Below are 13,848 nucleotides of genomic sequence, written 5' to 3'. Positions count from 1 at the left end.
GTTGAGGATGTTGTGGTGCGACAACGTCGCACCCTTGGGAAAACCCGTCGTCCCCGACGTGTACTGGATGTTGATCGCATCATCCGCCGACAGCTGCACCTGCTCCAACCGGGACCGGTCCGCGGCGGTGCCCGCCAACGCCTCCCAGTCGGCCGAGCCCAGGAACACCACCCGCTCCAGCCCAGAGCACTGCGGCCGCACCTGCTCGACCATCGCCACGTAGTCCGAGCTCTTGAAGGACTCCGCAGCCACGAGCATCCGCACGCCGGCCTGGTTGAGCACGTACTCCAACTCGTGCGCCCGGTACGCCGGGTTGATGTTGACCAGGACCGCCCCGATCCGCGCCGTCGCGTACTGCACCACGGTCCACTCAGCACGGTTCGGCGCCCAGATCCCCACCCGGTCGCCCTGGACGATCCCGGCCTCCAGCAAGCCGGTCGCCAGCGCGTCCACCTCCGCCACGAACTCCCGGTAACTCCACCGGCGTCCGGTCGAGCACTCCACCAGCGCATCTCGATCCGGGTACCGCGCCGCCGTGCGGTCCAAGTTCTCCCCGATCGTGTCTCCCAGCAGAGGCACGTCCGACACGCCGGAGTCGTAGCTGTTCAGAGTCGGCTCGGTGTCCACGTCGACAACCTCCCCATCGCAGTGGTGCAGGTCACTCATCTTCACCTGCACGGCCGCGCGGGGCCAACCCCTCACGCGGGAGCGACCGCCGAGCCCGCACCGAGAACCGCCCCGAAGCGCGAGACCCGGCGGCCCGCCGCGCGGAGGGCCGCCGGGTCGTCGCAGGGTGCCGCCCTGCGCGCGTCACTCAGGCCTTGAAGGGGTCCGTGACGTGGTCGCGGAGGTCCGCGATGGAGCGGACGACCTTGGTGGGGCGGTAGGGGAAGAGCTCCGCCGTGTCCTTCCCCGAGATCCCCGACAGCACCAGGATCGTCTGCAGGCCCGACTCCAGACCGGAGCGGACGTCGGTGTCCATCCGGTCGCCGATCATCAGCGTGTTCTCCGAGTGGACGCCGAGGTGGCGCAGCGCGGAGCGCATCATCAGCGGGTTCGGCTTGCCCACGTAGTACGGGGCGCGGCCGGTGACCCGCTCGATCAGCGCCGCGACGGCGCCGGTGGCGGGCAGCGTGCCTTCGCGGCTCGGGCCCTTCTCGTCCGGGTTGGTGGCGATGAACCGGGCACCGCCCTCCACCAACCGGATGGCCTTGGTGATGGCCTCGAAGCTGTAGGTGCGGGTTTCGCCGAGGATCACGTAGTCGGGATCCCGGTCGGTGAGCACGTAGCCGATGTTGTGCAGCGCGGTGGTCAGCCCGGATTCACCGACCACGAACGCCGACCCGCCGGGGCGCTGCTGCTCCAAGAACTGCGCCGTGGCCAGCGCGGACGTCCAGATCGCCTCCTCCGGGATGTCCAGCCCGCTGCGCAGGAGCCGGGCCCGCAGGTCCCGTGGGGTGTAGATCGAGTTGTTGGTGAAGACCATGAACGGGATGCCGTGCTCACGAAGAGCCGCGACGAACTCGTCCGCGCCGGGCACCATGTGCTCCTCGTGGACCAGAACGCCGTCCATGTCCATCAGGTACGTCCAGGTTGGTGGCTCAGTCACGCCCCAGATGATCCTCCGGATACCGGGTGGATGGCCACCTCGGTCGCCTTGATCACGAACCAGACGTCCTCACCTGCGGAAAGTCCGAGCTCGGCGACGGCGGCCGGGGTGACGTCGGCGGACAGCCCCACCTCCGTCGGCCCCTCAGCGCGCACCCGGACGACGTCACCGCGCGGTTCCAGGGCGCTGACCACGACCGGCAGGGCGTTGCGGGGGCTGCCGTGCGGGCGCTCGCGGTGCACGGCCACCGCGGCCGGGGCGAACACCGCGGCCGCCGGTTCCCGCACGCCGAGGTCTTCGACGACCCGGCCGCTGATGACCTCCTCGCCGACCTGCACGCCGCCGTCGATCGCCGTGCCGGTGAGCAGGTTGAGCCCTGCCAGCCGCGCGGTGAACGCCTCCCGCGGCCGGGACAGCACCTCGCTGGTCGGACCGTGCTCGACGACCCGCCCGTCCTGCAGCACCAGCAGCCGGTCGGCGAGCACCACCGCGTCCAGCACGTCGTGGGTGACCAGCACGGTCGGCGTCTCCTGGCGGTGCAGCACCTGGTGCAGCAGCCCGCGCATGGCCGGGGCCGCGTCGACGTCCAGGGCCGCGAGCGGCTCGTCGAGCAGCAGCAGCCGGGGCTCGCCGGCCAGCGCCCGGGCCAGCGCCACCCGCTGCGCTTGACCGCCGGAGAGCTGCGATGGACGACGTCCGCCCAGGTCGGCGACGTCGGTCTCGGCGAGCCAGCGCTCCGCGACCTCCCGCGCCCGCGCCTTGCTCGCCCCGGCCGCACGCGGGCCGAAGGCGACGTTGTCGCGCGCGGTGAGGTTCGGGAACAGCAGCGCCTGCTGGGCCAGCAGCCCGACTCCCCGACGGTGCGTCGGCGCGGCGGTGCGTCGGCCGGTGTCCAGCCACGTCGTCCCGTCCAGCTCAACAACACCGCGGTCCGGCACCAGCTGCCCGGCCAGCACGGACAGCAGGGTCGACTTCCCGGCACCGTTGGGACCGAGCACTGCGAGCACCTCGCCGGGCGCCACCTCGAAGTCGACGTCCAGCGAGAACTCCGCCCGCCGCAGCTCGACGTCCACCTGCAGCCCGCTCACAGGCGTCCCTCCACGGCTCGGGGCCGGGCGATCACGATCACCAGCAGGGCCACGACGACCAGCAACAACGACATCGCCACCGCGGCGTCCACGTCGGACTGCGCGGTGGTGTAGATGGCGAGCGGCAGGGTCCGGGTGCTGCCCTGCAGGCTGCCCGCGAAGGTGATCGTCGCGCCGAACTCGCCGAGCGCCCGCGCGAAGGTGAGCACGAGGCTCGACCCCAGCGCCGGCAGCAGCAGCGGCAGCGTGACGCGCCGGAACGCCAGCCACGGGCCCGCGCCCAGCGTCGCGGCCACCTGCTCGTAGCGGCCGCCCGCCGTGCGCAACGCGCCCTCCAGCCCGACGACCAGGAACGGCATCGCGACGAACGTCTGCGCCAGCACGACCGCCGCCGTGGTGTAGGGCAGCCGGATCCCGGCCACCGCCAGCACACCGCCGAGCGGTCCGGTGCGGCCCAGCAGGTAGAGGAGGGCGAGGCCGCCGACCACCGGCGGCAGCACCAGCGGCAGCAGGACCAGCGCCCGCACCACCCGCAACCCGCGCAGCCGGGAACGGGCCAGCACGACCGCCAGCGGCACGCCCAGCACCGCCGCCAGCCCGGTCGCGATCAGCCCGGTGACCACCGACAGCCGCAGCGCGTCCAGCGCGGACGGGCTCAGCAGCAACGCGGGCAGCCGCGCGGGTTCGACGCGGGTGAGCAGGCCGAACACCGGCAGCGCCACCAGCGCGAGGGCGAGCACCGCGGGCACCCACAGCACGGTGGGCACCTGCGGGGGGCGGCGCCGGATCACGGTGCGTCGAAGCCGTGCGCGCCCAGCACTTCGCGCCCCGCCGGGCCGCGCACGAACTCCACGAACTCGGTCGCCAGCTGGGCCTGCTGGGAGTCCCGGAGGGTCGCGATCGGGTAGGCGTTGACCGCCTGCGGCGACTCCGGGAAGTCGATCGTCTGCACCTGGTCCCCCGCCGCCTTGGCGTCGGTGACGTACACCAGGCCCGCGTCAGCCTCGCCCGCGACGACCTTCTGCAGCACCTGCTTGACGTCGCTCTCCTCGCTGACCGGCCGCAGGTCGACGCGGGCCGCCTGGGCGACGGCCCGGGTGGCGGCCCCGCACGGCACCTGCGGCGCGCAGGTGACCAGCTTCGTCCCCGCGAGATCGGCCAGCGAGGCCACGTGCGCGGGATTGCCCGGCGGAACCACGAGGGCCAGCCGGTTCGTGGCGAAGGTCTGCGGAGGCGAGACCAGGTCGGCGACCTCGGCCATGTTCTTCTCGTCGGCCGAGGCGAACACGTCGGCCGGGCGCCCCTGCTCGATCTGCTCGGCGAGCGTCGAGGAGCCCTGGTAGTCGAACTCGACCCGCACGTCCGGGTGCTCGGCGGTGAACCGCTTCGCCAGCTCGTCGAAGGACTCGGTCAGCGACGCCGCTGCCAGCACGGTCACTGTGCGCTGATCCCCCGAGGCCTGTCCGGTGTGGGCCTGGCCGCAGCCGACCAGCAAGGTCAGCGCGAGCAGTCCGCCCGCGATCATCTTGAGCTTCGACATTCAGCCCTCTCCCGGTGTTTCCACCACGACGTTGGTCGACTTGACCACGGCCACCGCCAGCGAACCGGGAACCAGCCCGAGTTCGCGGACCGCCTCGGTGCTCATCAGCGACACCACGCGGTGCGGCCCGCACTGGATCTCCACCTGCGACATCACGGTGTCCGAGACGACCTCGGTCACCAACCCGACCCAGCGGTTGCGGGCGGAACGCCCGACCGCCGACGGGTCTGGGGTGGACTTGGCCTGCTCGCGGGCGAACCCGGCGAGCGCGGCTCCGTCCACGACCAACCGCCCGGCGCCGTCGCGCTCCGCGGGCAACTGCCCGCCGTCGACCCAGCGGCGGACGGTGTCGTCGCTGACGCCGAGCAGCGCGGCAGACTCTGCGATCCGGTAGTGCGGCACGAGGAAGACGATACTTCCGCAGCTGCGGCGAAACCATGGGCGATCGGGCCGCGAACCCGAATCGTTAGCCCTCGTCACGCCCGCGCTGACCTGCAGGCTTGCACCGTCCGATTTGCCGCTGGCGATCGAAACTCGTCGGTTCGAAGAGATAGGGTCGAGTTGTGAACGCGGTGGACCTGGGAATCCCGTTCGTGCGCCGCACGACCGACACCTCCGAACGCCCGGACACGCCGCACCTGGTGGATCGATTCGGCCGGGTGGCGACGGACCTGCGCGTGTCGTTGATCGACAAGTGCAACTTGCGCTGCACCTACTGCATGCCCGCCGAAGGGCTGCCGTGGCTCAAGCGCGACGAGATGCTCGACACCGACGAGATGATCCGGTTGATCCGCGTCGCCGTCGAGGACCTGGGCGTCACCACCGTGCGCTTCACCGGTGGCGAACCGCTGCTGCGGCAGGACCTGGTCGACGTCATCGCGGCCACCTCGTCACTGCCGAGCCGGCCCACCACGTCGCTGACCACCAACGGCATCAACCTCGGCGGGTTCGCCGAGAAGCTGGTGGCCGCCGGGCTGAACCGGGTCAACGTCTCGCTGGACACCCTCGACAGGGCGGTGTTCAAGGAGCTGACCCGGCGCGACCGGATGCAGGACGTGCTCGACGGGTTGGCGGCGGCCAAGACGATGAAGCTGGAGCCCGTCAAGGTCAACGCGGTGCTGATGCGCGGCGTCAACGACCACGAGGCTCCCGACCTGCTGCGCTTCTGCATCGAGCGCGGTTACCAGCTGCGGTTCATCGAGCAGATGCCGCTGGACGCCCAGCACGGCTGGGACCGCGGCGAGATGATCACCGCGGACGAGATCCTGGAGATGTTGGGCCGGGAGTTCACCCTGACCCCGGACGTCGCCGAACGCGGCTCCGCACCGGCGGAGCGCTGGCTGGTGGACGGTGGACCGGCGACGGTCGGCGTGATCGCGTCGGTGACGCGACCGTTCTGCGCGGCCTGCGACCGGACGCGGTTGACCGCCGACGGCCAGCTACGCTCGTGCCTGTTCTCGACGACGGAGACCGACCTGCGCGGCCCCATGCGCGAGGGTGCGACCGACGCCGACTTGATCAAGCTGTGGCAGGGCGAGATGTGGGCCAAGGCCGCCGGGCACGGGATGGACTCCGGCGAGTTCGCCCAACCGTCAAGGCCGATGAGCGCGATCGGGGGTTAGCGGAGATGACCGCGGTGGAGCAGAGCGCCGGTTCGGCGAAGAGCGCTGTTTCTGTTCAGGTCCGCTACTTCGCCGGCGCCCGCGCGGCTGCCGGCGTTTCCGAGGAGACCGTGCGGCTCAGCCCTGCCGACGGCGCACCGGCCACCGTTTCCGACGCCATCGCCGCGGCGCTGAACCAGCACGACGAGAAGCTGGCCAAGGTGCTGCCCGCGTGCAGCTTCCTCCTCGACGGTGTGGCCGTGCGGGACCGCGGCACGCCCATCGCAGCCGACGCCACCCTCGACGTCCTGCCGCCGTTCGCGGGCGGCTGAACCCCCTGCGGAAGACCCCGGCGGAGACCCGGGCACCGTTACTTCTGCGCGCGTGCGGGTGCGCGCGAATACAACATGGCCCGGCGAGTCGTACAGCCTCGTCCGGGTGACTTTTCGCCCGATGTCCGCCGTGTTCGATCTTGTTCTCAGCGGCCTCTCGCGGGTCCGCCGCTCGACCGCCTGAACGCCACCCCATCCAGCGACTAGACCACTCACGTTCTGTCATGTGGTGAACACGGATCGCATTGCTCGTCCTGCCCCCTGTGGCCCCACCGACCAGGCTCCCGCAGGCGCGGTCGACGCGTGGTGACCGCGTGACGGGGGTTCCCCAGTGGGAGCAGGGTGGTGACCCAGGCCTCACTTACGGTGATCGATATCGGACCGGAAACGGTCCGGTAACAACGCTCTGACCTGCGATGATGATCGGGATCGCCACCCCTGGAGGCGGTGTTACTGTGACCAGCGTCACATGGTACAAGATTTCCGATCTTCGAATTGGTTACGTAGTGTCGCTCCTCGGTCGGCCCCGAACCGATCAGCAAGGAACTCGAGAGCCCGTGGCGCCGGACCTGTCCAGCGGGCCTCACCCCGAAGAGAAACGAACCGGACAGGCACGAGGGACATCTCAGGGCACCCCGAAAGCCCCGAGGTGCCGCCGGCTCCCCCGAGACCGGCGGGCACGGACCCGGCTTCCCCCCGAAGGAGCCGAACGGGTTCGCCCCGAGGCGCGGCAGGAGAGAGGGACATGTCCAAGGGCAAGCACCGCAAGCCTTCGAATACCAAGCGCACCTTCGCCCGGATCGCCGTTGCCGGCGCTGTGGTCGCCACCCCGATCGCGATCGCCGCTCCCGCCAACGCAGCGGACTGGGACGCTCTCGCGCAGTGCGAGAGCAGCGGCAACTGGAAGGCCAGCACCGGCAACGGCTTCTACGGCGGCCTCCAGTTCACCCCGTCGACCTGGTCCGCCTACGGCGGCACCCAGTACGCCAGCAGCGCCCACAACGCCACCCGCGAGCAGCAGATCGCCGTCGCGGAGAAGGTTCTGGCCTCCCAGGGCAAGAACGCGTGGCCGGGCTGCAGCGCGAAGCTCAACTGGACCAGCGGCTCGACCAAGGCGAGCGCCAAGACCAAGACCACGCCGAAGAAGAAGACCACCACGACCACCACGGTCAAGGCCGACGGTGCGGACTACACCGTCAAGGCGGGCGACACCCTGGGCAAGATCGCCCAGCAGTTCGGCGTGAGCTACCAGGACATCGCCGAGAAGAACTCGAGCATCATCAGCGACCCGAACCTGATCTTCCCGGGTCAGCAGCTCGACGTGAAGTAAGGCTGCACGGTCAGGCATCCCCCACGCCGACCGGCGATGGAGCACGTGCCGTCTCCCCCGACACGGCACGTGCTTCGCCAGAGGACCCCCTCCACCGCGAAGCCCCCTGAGCGGTGGAGGGGGTTCTTCGCTGCGGAGCGACAGAACCGCTCGCGGCCGGGGCCGCGGGCCTGCGCCGGTCAGGTCCCGGGCTCGGCCACCGGGCAGATCAGTCGCGAGGGATCAGGGGCAGTTGACCCATTCCTCCGCGCCGTCGTCGAAGACCTGGCGCTTCCAGATCGGCAGCCGCCGCTTCACCTCGTCGACGAGTTCCGAACAGGCGTTGAAGGCCTGCTTGCGGTGCTCGGCCGCCACGGCGCAGCCGAGAGCGACATCGCCGATCTTCAGCATCCCGATGCGGTGGGAGACCGCGAGAGCGCGGACGCCCTCGAAGCGCCCGGCGATCTCGGCGGCGACCTCCTGGATCACCTCCTGGGCGATCGGGTGCCCGGTGTACTCCAGCTCCAGCACGCCCCGGCCGCCGTCGTGGTCGCGGACGACACCGCCGAAGGTGACCACGGCTCCCGCGGCGTTGTGCTCGACGGAGCGGGCCAGCGCGTCGACGTCGATCGGCTCGTCCACGACGTCGGCCCGCAGCACGTCCGCGGCCGGGCGCGTTTGCACCGTGCCGGAGCCCGGGTGGTCACCGCCGTGGAGCTGGTCCAGGGCGTGGTCGAGGACGCCGTCGAGCACGCCGAGGCCGTCCTTGACGCCGCCGCGTGAGCCCGGCAGGTTCACGATGAGCGTGCGGCCGCTGACGCCAGCCAATCCGCGGGAAAGCACCGCGGTCGGCACCTCGGGCAGACCGGCCGAGCGGATGGCGTCGGCCAGCCCCGGGATCTCGTGGTCGAGCACCTGAGCGGTGACCTCGGGCGTGCGGTCGGTCGGGTTGATGCCGGTCCCGCCGGTGGTGATCACGACGTCGACACCGGCGTGGACGGCGCTGCGCAGCTGGTCACCGACCGGGTCGCCGTCGGGCACCACGAACGGGTCTGGAGTGTCGTAGCCCCGGCCGCGCAGCCACTCCACGATCACCGGACCGGTGCGGTCCTCGTAGATCCCGGCCGCGGCGCGGTTGGACGCGGCGACGACTCGCGCAGTCCTCGTCATGGAGACCTCCCCTGGATTTCCGGTTCTGGTGCAACGACCGCGAGCGGCCGATCAGTCCGCTCCGCGCTCCCAGAGCCCGGTCTTGCCGCCTTCCTTGCGCTCGACCTGCACGGCGTCGAGCACCGCGCCGGGGTCCACCGCCTTGATCATGTCGTGCAGCGCGAGCCCGGCGACGGTGACCGCGGTCAGCGCTTCCATCTCGACCCCGGTGCGGTCGGTGGTCTTGACCGCGGCGGTGATCCGGACGTCGGTGTCGCCGAGTTCGAGGTCGACCTTCGCGCCGGAGAGGGCGATGGGGTGGCACAGCGGGATGAGGTCAGGGGTGCGCTTGGCGCCCATGATCCCGGCGAGGCGCGCGGTCGCGAGGGCATCGCCCTTGGGGAGACCGTCGCGGCGCAACAGCGCGACGACCTCGGCGGTGGTGCGCACGACACCGCTGGCCACGGCTCTGCGGGCGGTGGCGTCCTTCTCGGACACGTCGACCATGCGCGCGGCACCGGCCGCGTCGACATGCGTGAGCTCATCCTGCGCCATGCCTTGAGCCTAGAGGACCACCGTCCCCCGCCCGAGTGGAGGGAAGATCCAGCGGCACCTGCCCACCTGCCCCGCGGACGAGCGGGCCCACAGGTCCGGGTCGGGGCTGGGGCTCCCCGTCGACACCTCCACGGGCGCGGGAGGGAAGGTCCAGTGGGGACTTCCCCCCGCGGCGTTCGGGGGTCGACGGTCGGGAGGAACTCCGCCACCGCCGAGCGGGAGTGGCTGTGCGGGCGGTTCGGGGTGGCGGGTTCCGGCTGGTCCGCCGGAGGAGGCCCCGGGGGACTCCTCCGGCGGGTCAGAAGTCGAGGTCTTCGGCCATGCTCCAAGGCATCGACGAGCCGCCTCGGGACGCGACCTTCTCGGACTTGGACGCCAGGGCCGCCTTCTTGACCGCTTCGGCGACCGCCGGGGCGACCGCGCTGTCGAAGACGCTGGGGACGATGAACGACGCGTTGAGACGTTCACCGTCGACGACGTCGGCGATCGCGTTGGACGCCGCGAGCATCATGTCGTCGGTGATCTCGTGCGCGTGCGCGTCGAGCAGGCCGCGGAACACGCCCGGGAACGCCAGCACGTTGTTGATCTGGTTCGGGTAGTCGCTGCGCCCGGTGGCCACGATGGTGGCGTGCTGCTGGGCTTCCAGCGGGTCGATCTCCGGGTCCGGGTTGGCCAGCGCGAACACGATCGCGTCGGAGTTCATCGAAGCCACGTCGTCGGCGGAGAGCAGGTTCGGGGCCGAGACGCCGATGAAGACGTCCGCCTCGCGCACCGCGTCGGACACCGTGCCGGTGCGGCCCTCGTTGTTGGTGCCGCCGGCGATGTTGCGCAGGTTCTCGTCGGCGTCGCCGCGGCCGGTGTGCACGATGCCGTTGATGTCGACGGCGATGATGTCGGCGGGCTTCTTGTTCTGCAGCAGGCGGATGATCGCCGAGCCGGCCGCGCCCACGCCGCAGACCACGATGCGGCAGTCGGTGATGTCCTTCTCCACCACGCGCAGCGCGTTGCGCAGCGCACCGAGCACGACGATGGCGGTGCCGTGCTGGTCGTCGTGGAAGACCGGGATGTTGAGCTTCTCGCGCAGCCGCGCCTCGATCTCGAAGCAGCGCGGCGCCGCGATGTCCTCCAGGTTGATGCCGCCGTAGACGGGGGCGATCAGCTCCACCGCGCGGATGATCTCCTCGGTGTCCTGGGTGTCCAGGCAGACCGGCCAGGCGTTGACGCCGGCGAACTTCTTGAACAGCGCCGCCTTGCCCTCCATGACCGGCAGCGCGGCCTCGGGACCGATGTTGCCCAGGCCCAGGACGGCGGAGCCGTCGGTGACCACGGCGACAGTGTTGCGCTTGACGGTCAGGCGGCGGGCGTCGTCGGGGTTCTCGGCGATCGCGGTGCACACCCGCGCGACGCCGGGGGTGTAGGCGCGGGAGAGGTCGTCGCGGTTGGCGAGCGCGACGCGGGAGTTGACCTCGATCTTGCCGCCGAGGTGGACCAGGAAGGTCCGGTCGGAGACCTTGCGGACGCGGACGCCCGGCAGCGCTTCGATGGTCTCGGTGACCTCGCCGGCGTGGTCGGCCGACAGCGCGTTGCAGGTGATGTCGACGACGATGCGGTCGGCGTGCGACTCGACCACGTCGAACGCCGTGATGACGCCGCCAGCGCGGCCGATCGCGCTGGTGAGGTCGCCGGCCGCGGTCGTCGACGGCGGAGCCTCGACGCGAACGGTGATCGAGTACCCAGGACCTGGAACCGGCATTGGCACACCCCTGTCGAGCGAACGGCTGTGGACGTGGGTGCGGTTCTTCGGCGCCCCTCAGCGGGCCGCTGAAGCAGATCGCCGATCCGAGACGCAAGCCCCTCGGACCCGCTCAGCGACCGGAACTTCACCCAGCACGAAAAAGACTAGAACTTTCCCGCCTGTGAGCTAGATCCGGTGGGTTACTCGTGGGTCAGCCTTGACAGGCCTCGTTCGACGGAGGCGGGACGCCGAACCGGCGAGCGCCGGTTCGGCGGCTGGCTCACTTGTTGATGACCGTGACCGGGTGCTCGTACGGGACGGTGTCCTCGTTGAGCGGGAACGTGGTGTCCCCGAACGGCGACAAGGCACCCTGCTTGTCGGCCACCAGCTCGCTGACCGGGTGCTCCCCGTCACCGACCTGCGGCCAACTCGGGTCGATGCGGTCCTTCTTCTTCTTGCCGGCCACGTCGTCCTCCTGTGCGTTCCAGCTACGGGCACCACCAGTTTGCCGGATCGGAGCGGCCGAACTCACCCAAGGGTGTCGGAGCTTGCACAACGCGCCTCCCCCGTGCCCAGCGACGTCACCGGGTGGGCCCCTGTCGCCCGGCGCGACGTGCGGAGTGCTCAGCGCACCGGGGTTGGGTGACCCACTCGGTATCGTGGGCGTGATGCCTCCAGTGGGAAATTGGCTGCGCGACCGCAGCGACGAGCAGCTCGTCGCGCTGCTGCGCGCTCGTCCGGACCTGGCGACGCCGCCGCCCGCCGACCTGTCCGTGCTCGGCGCGCGGGTCGAGCAGCGGTCGTCGGTGGCCCGCGCCTGCGAGGAGCTGAACTCCTTCGCGCTGAGCACTGTGGAGGCGCTGGTCCTGCTCGACGCCGACCGGCAGCCGGTGACCCTGGACGCGGTCGCCGAGGTGCTGGGCTCCGAGGTCACGGTCCAGCGGGTCCGGCGGACGGTGGCCGAGCTGCGCGACCTGGCGCTGGTGTGGGGCGAGGACGACGCCCTGGAGATCGCCGGCACCGCGCGCGAGGTGCTGCCGACCTTCCCCGGCGGCCTCGGACGGCCGTCCGACGAGCTGACCGAGGTGACGGCGAAGGCCGCGCTGGCCGAGATGGACGAGGAGGAGCGGCGGCTGGTCGGCAAGCTCGCCGACGGCTCCCCCATCGGCCGCACCAAGGACGCTTCCGCGCACGTGACGCTCGAGCAGGCGACCAACCCGGTCCAACGCCTGCTCGCCAAGGGCTTGCTGCTGCGCCGCGACACCGAGACGGTGGAACTCCCGCGCCAGCTGGCGTTCGCGGTGCGCGGGGACCACCCCATGGGCGAGGTGGAACCCGAGGAACCGGCACCAGAGCTCGTCCAGACCGACCGCGAGCGGGTCGACAGCACCGCCGGTGGTGCCGCGCTGGAGCTGCTGCGGCACGTCGAAGAACTGCTGCACGCCTGGGAAGCGGACCCGCCGGACGTGCTGCGCTCAGGCGGCGTCGGCGTCCGCGACCTGCGCCGCACCGCCAAGACCCTCGAGGTCGAGGAGCAGCAGATGTCGCTGCTGGTGGAGGTGGCCGTCGCCGCCGGTCTGCTGGACCGCACCGAGGACGCCGAGCCGCGGTGGTTGCCGACGATCTCCTCCGACACCTGGCTGGCCTCCCCCGTCGAGCAGCGCTGGGCGACCTTGGCCGCGGCGTGGCTGGAACTGCCCCGGCTGCCCGGCCTGACGGGCGCCCGCGACGAGAAGGACCGGTTGATCGGCCCGCTGTCGGACGAGCTGAGCAGGCCGCTGGCGCCGAAGGACCGCCGCCGCATCCTCGACTACCTCGACGAGCTCCCCGGTGGCTGCGGGGCCCGCCCGGACGACGTGGCCACCGTGCTGGCCTGGCGCGCGCCCCGGCACGCCGGCCGACTGCGCGACGACCTGGTGCGCTGGACCCTGTCGGAGGCCACCACGCTGGGGATCGTCGCGCTGGACGCGATGACCACCGCCGGTCGGGCGCTGCTCTACGACGGTCCCTCCGAGGCCGCGCACCGGCTCGCCGAGGTGCTGCCGGAGCCGCTGGACCACGTGCTGGTGCAGGCGGACCTGACGGTCGTCGCCCCCGGGCGGCTGGAACCGGACCTGGCCGCCGAGCTCAAGCTGGTCGCCGACGTCGAGTCGGCGGGCAGCGCCACGGTCTACCGGGTCAGCGAGGGCAGCGTGCGGCGGGCGCTGGACGCCGGGTACGCCGCCGACGACCTGCACGCGTTGTTCCGCGACCGGTCGAAGACGCCGGTCCCGCAGGCGCTGACCTACCTGGTCGACGACGTGGCCCGTCGCCACGGCAAGCTCCGGGCCGGCACCGCTGCGGCCTTCCTGCGCTGCGACGACCCGGTGGTGCTGGCCGAAGTGCTGGCGACTCCCGCCAGCGAGGAGCTGGAGCTGCGGCGCATCGCGCCGACCGTGCTGATCAGCCCGCTGCCGCTGGCGGACCTGGTCGACGGGTTGCGCGCGGCCGGGTTCGCGCCGGTCGCCGAAGGACCCGACGGCAACGTGCTGGACCTGCGCGCGAGCGGGCGGCGCACCCGCGGCAAGACCCGGCAGCGCGCGTCCTACGGGCCGCCGGTGCCCGGCACCGAGCAGCTGGCGGCGATGGTCACGCAGCTGCGCGCCAACGACCTCGCCGGATCGACCCGACGGGGCCGCGCGGTGGTCCCGGAACGCGGGCGGCCGAGCGCCGAGGCCACGCTCGCGCTGCTGCGCCGAGCCGCGGCCGAGGAGCGCAACCTCTGGCTGGGGTTCGTCGACACCCACGGGACGCGCAGCCAGCACGTGGTCCGCCCGATCAGCGTCGGCGGCGGTGTGCTGCGCGCCGAGGACGCCGTCAGCGGCGAGGTGGGCGGCTTCCCGCTGCACCGGATCACGTCGGTCGCCCTCGTCGAGGAGTGACCGGACCGC

General features: G+C 71.6%; 14 protein-coding genes. 4 read left to right on the top strand and 10 right to left on the bottom strand.

Features of this window, described 5'->3' with window-relative positions:
• From EIL87_RS11250 to EIL87_RS11225, 6 genes are all read right to left on the bottom strand, one after another.
• Nucleotides 1–666 (bottom strand): AMP-binding protein (locus tag EIL87_RS11250; RefSeq protein WP_148101514.1); only part of this gene is annotated, 666 nt, incomplete at its 3' end.
• Nucleotides 667–814: 148 nt separating this feature from the next.
• On the bottom strand, nucleotides 815–1,579 hold the full coding sequence (locus tag EIL87_RS11245) for an HAD-IIA family hydrolase (RefSeq protein WP_199740370.1): 765 nt from the start codon (nucleotides 1,577–1,579) through the stop codon (nucleotides 815–817).
• Between the two features lie 26 nt (nucleotides 1,580–1,605).
• Nucleotides 1,606–2,697, bottom strand: a complete 1,092-nt coding sequence (locus EIL87_RS11240) for a sulfate/molybdate ABC transporter ATP-binding protein (protein WP_125090174.1) — start codon at nucleotides 2,695–2,697, stop codon at nucleotides 1,606–1,608.
• Nucleotides 2,694–3,464: an ABC transporter permease gene (locus tag EIL87_RS11235; RefSeq protein ID WP_125090173.1), complete on the bottom strand. Its 771-nt coding sequence runs from the start codon at nucleotides 3,462–3,464 to the stop codon at nucleotides 2,694–2,696. The genes EIL87_RS11240 and EIL87_RS11235 overlap by 4 nt, the downstream gene beginning before the upstream one ends.
• A gap of 20 nt (nucleotides 3,465–3,484) precedes the next feature.
• Nucleotides 3,485–4,237 carry a molybdate ABC transporter substrate-binding protein gene (gene modA, locus EIL87_RS11230; protein ID WP_125090172.1) on the bottom strand — a complete coding sequence of 251 codons (753 nt, stop codon included), beginning with the start codon at nucleotides 4,235–4,237 and terminating at the stop codon, nucleotides 3,485–3,487.
• Nucleotides 4,238–4,639 carry a TOBE domain-containing protein gene (locus tag EIL87_RS11225; protein ID WP_125090171.1) on the bottom strand — a complete coding sequence of 134 codons (402 nt, stop codon included), beginning with the start codon at nucleotides 4,637–4,639 and terminating at the stop codon, nucleotides 4,238–4,240.
• A gap of 161 nt (nucleotides 4,640–4,800) precedes the next feature.
• On the opposite strand from EIL87_RS11225, the gene moaA reads away from it, so the two are divergent.
• The 3 genes from moaA (at nucleotide 4,801) to EIL87_RS11210 (ending at nucleotide 7,500) form a co-directional block, all read left to right on the top strand.
• Nucleotides 4,801–5,859 (top strand): GTP 3',8-cyclase MoaA, encoded by a 1,059-nt coding sequence (gene moaA, locus EIL87_RS11220; protein WP_199740361.1) that lies wholly within the window; start codon nucleotides 4,801–4,803, stop codon nucleotides 5,857–5,859.
• 5 nt (nucleotides 5,860–5,864) lie between these two features.
• Nucleotides 5,865–6,170, top strand: a complete 306-nt coding sequence (locus EIL87_RS11215) for a MoaD/ThiS family protein (protein ID WP_125090170.1) — start codon at nucleotides 5,865–5,867, stop codon at nucleotides 6,168–6,170.
• Between the two features lie 745 nt (nucleotides 6,171–6,915).
• Nucleotides 6,916–7,500: a LysM peptidoglycan-binding domain-containing protein gene (locus EIL87_RS11210; RefSeq protein WP_125090169.1), complete on the top strand. Its 585-nt coding sequence runs from the start codon at nucleotides 6,916–6,918 to the stop codon at nucleotides 7,498–7,500.
• A gap of 222 nt (nucleotides 7,501–7,722) precedes the next feature.
• Here EIL87_RS11210 and EIL87_RS11205 read toward each other — a convergent pair whose 3' ends face one another.
• From EIL87_RS11205 to EIL87_RS11190, 4 genes are all read right to left on the bottom strand, one after another.
• Complete coding sequence (locus tag EIL87_RS11205) at nucleotides 7,723–8,649, bottom strand: molybdenum cofactor biosynthesis protein MoaE (protein ID WP_125090168.1); 927 nt, start codon at nucleotides 8,647–8,649, stop codon at nucleotides 7,723–7,725.
• A 51-nt stretch (nucleotides 8,650–8,700) separates the two neighbouring features.
• Entirely contained in the window at nucleotides 8,701–9,183 is a 483-nt protein-coding gene (moaC, locus tag EIL87_RS11200; protein WP_125090167.1) for a cyclic pyranopterin monophosphate synthase MoaC, read from the bottom strand.
• Between the two features lie 298 nt (nucleotides 9,184–9,481).
• A complete protein-coding gene (locus EIL87_RS11195) occupies nucleotides 9,482–10,936 on the bottom strand; it encodes an NAD-dependent malic enzyme (RefSeq protein ID WP_125090166.1) in 1,455 nt (484 codons plus the stop codon).
• A gap of 262 nt (nucleotides 10,937–11,198) precedes the next feature.
• A complete protein-coding gene (locus EIL87_RS11190) occupies nucleotides 11,199–11,384 on the bottom strand; it encodes a hypothetical protein (RefSeq protein ID WP_125090165.1) in 186 nt (61 codons plus the stop codon).
• 202 nt (nucleotides 11,385–11,586) lie between these two features.
• On the opposite strand from EIL87_RS11190, the gene EIL87_RS11185 reads away from it, so the two are divergent.
• Nucleotides 11,587–13,839 (top strand): helicase-associated domain-containing protein, encoded by a 2,253-nt coding sequence (locus EIL87_RS11185; protein ID WP_125090164.1) that lies wholly within the window; start codon nucleotides 11,587–11,589, stop codon nucleotides 13,837–13,839.
• Nucleotides 13,840–13,848 lie beyond the last annotated feature (9 nt).

The sequence above is a fragment of the Saccharopolyspora rhizosphaerae genome (assembly GCF_003931915.1).
GTDB lineage: Bacteria > Actinomycetota > Actinomycetes > Mycobacteriales > Pseudonocardiaceae > Saccharopolyspora > Saccharopolyspora rhizosphaerae.
The sequence above is the reverse complement of the archived record's forward strand: the minus strand, read 5'-3'. Positions and strand labels throughout refer to the sequence as shown.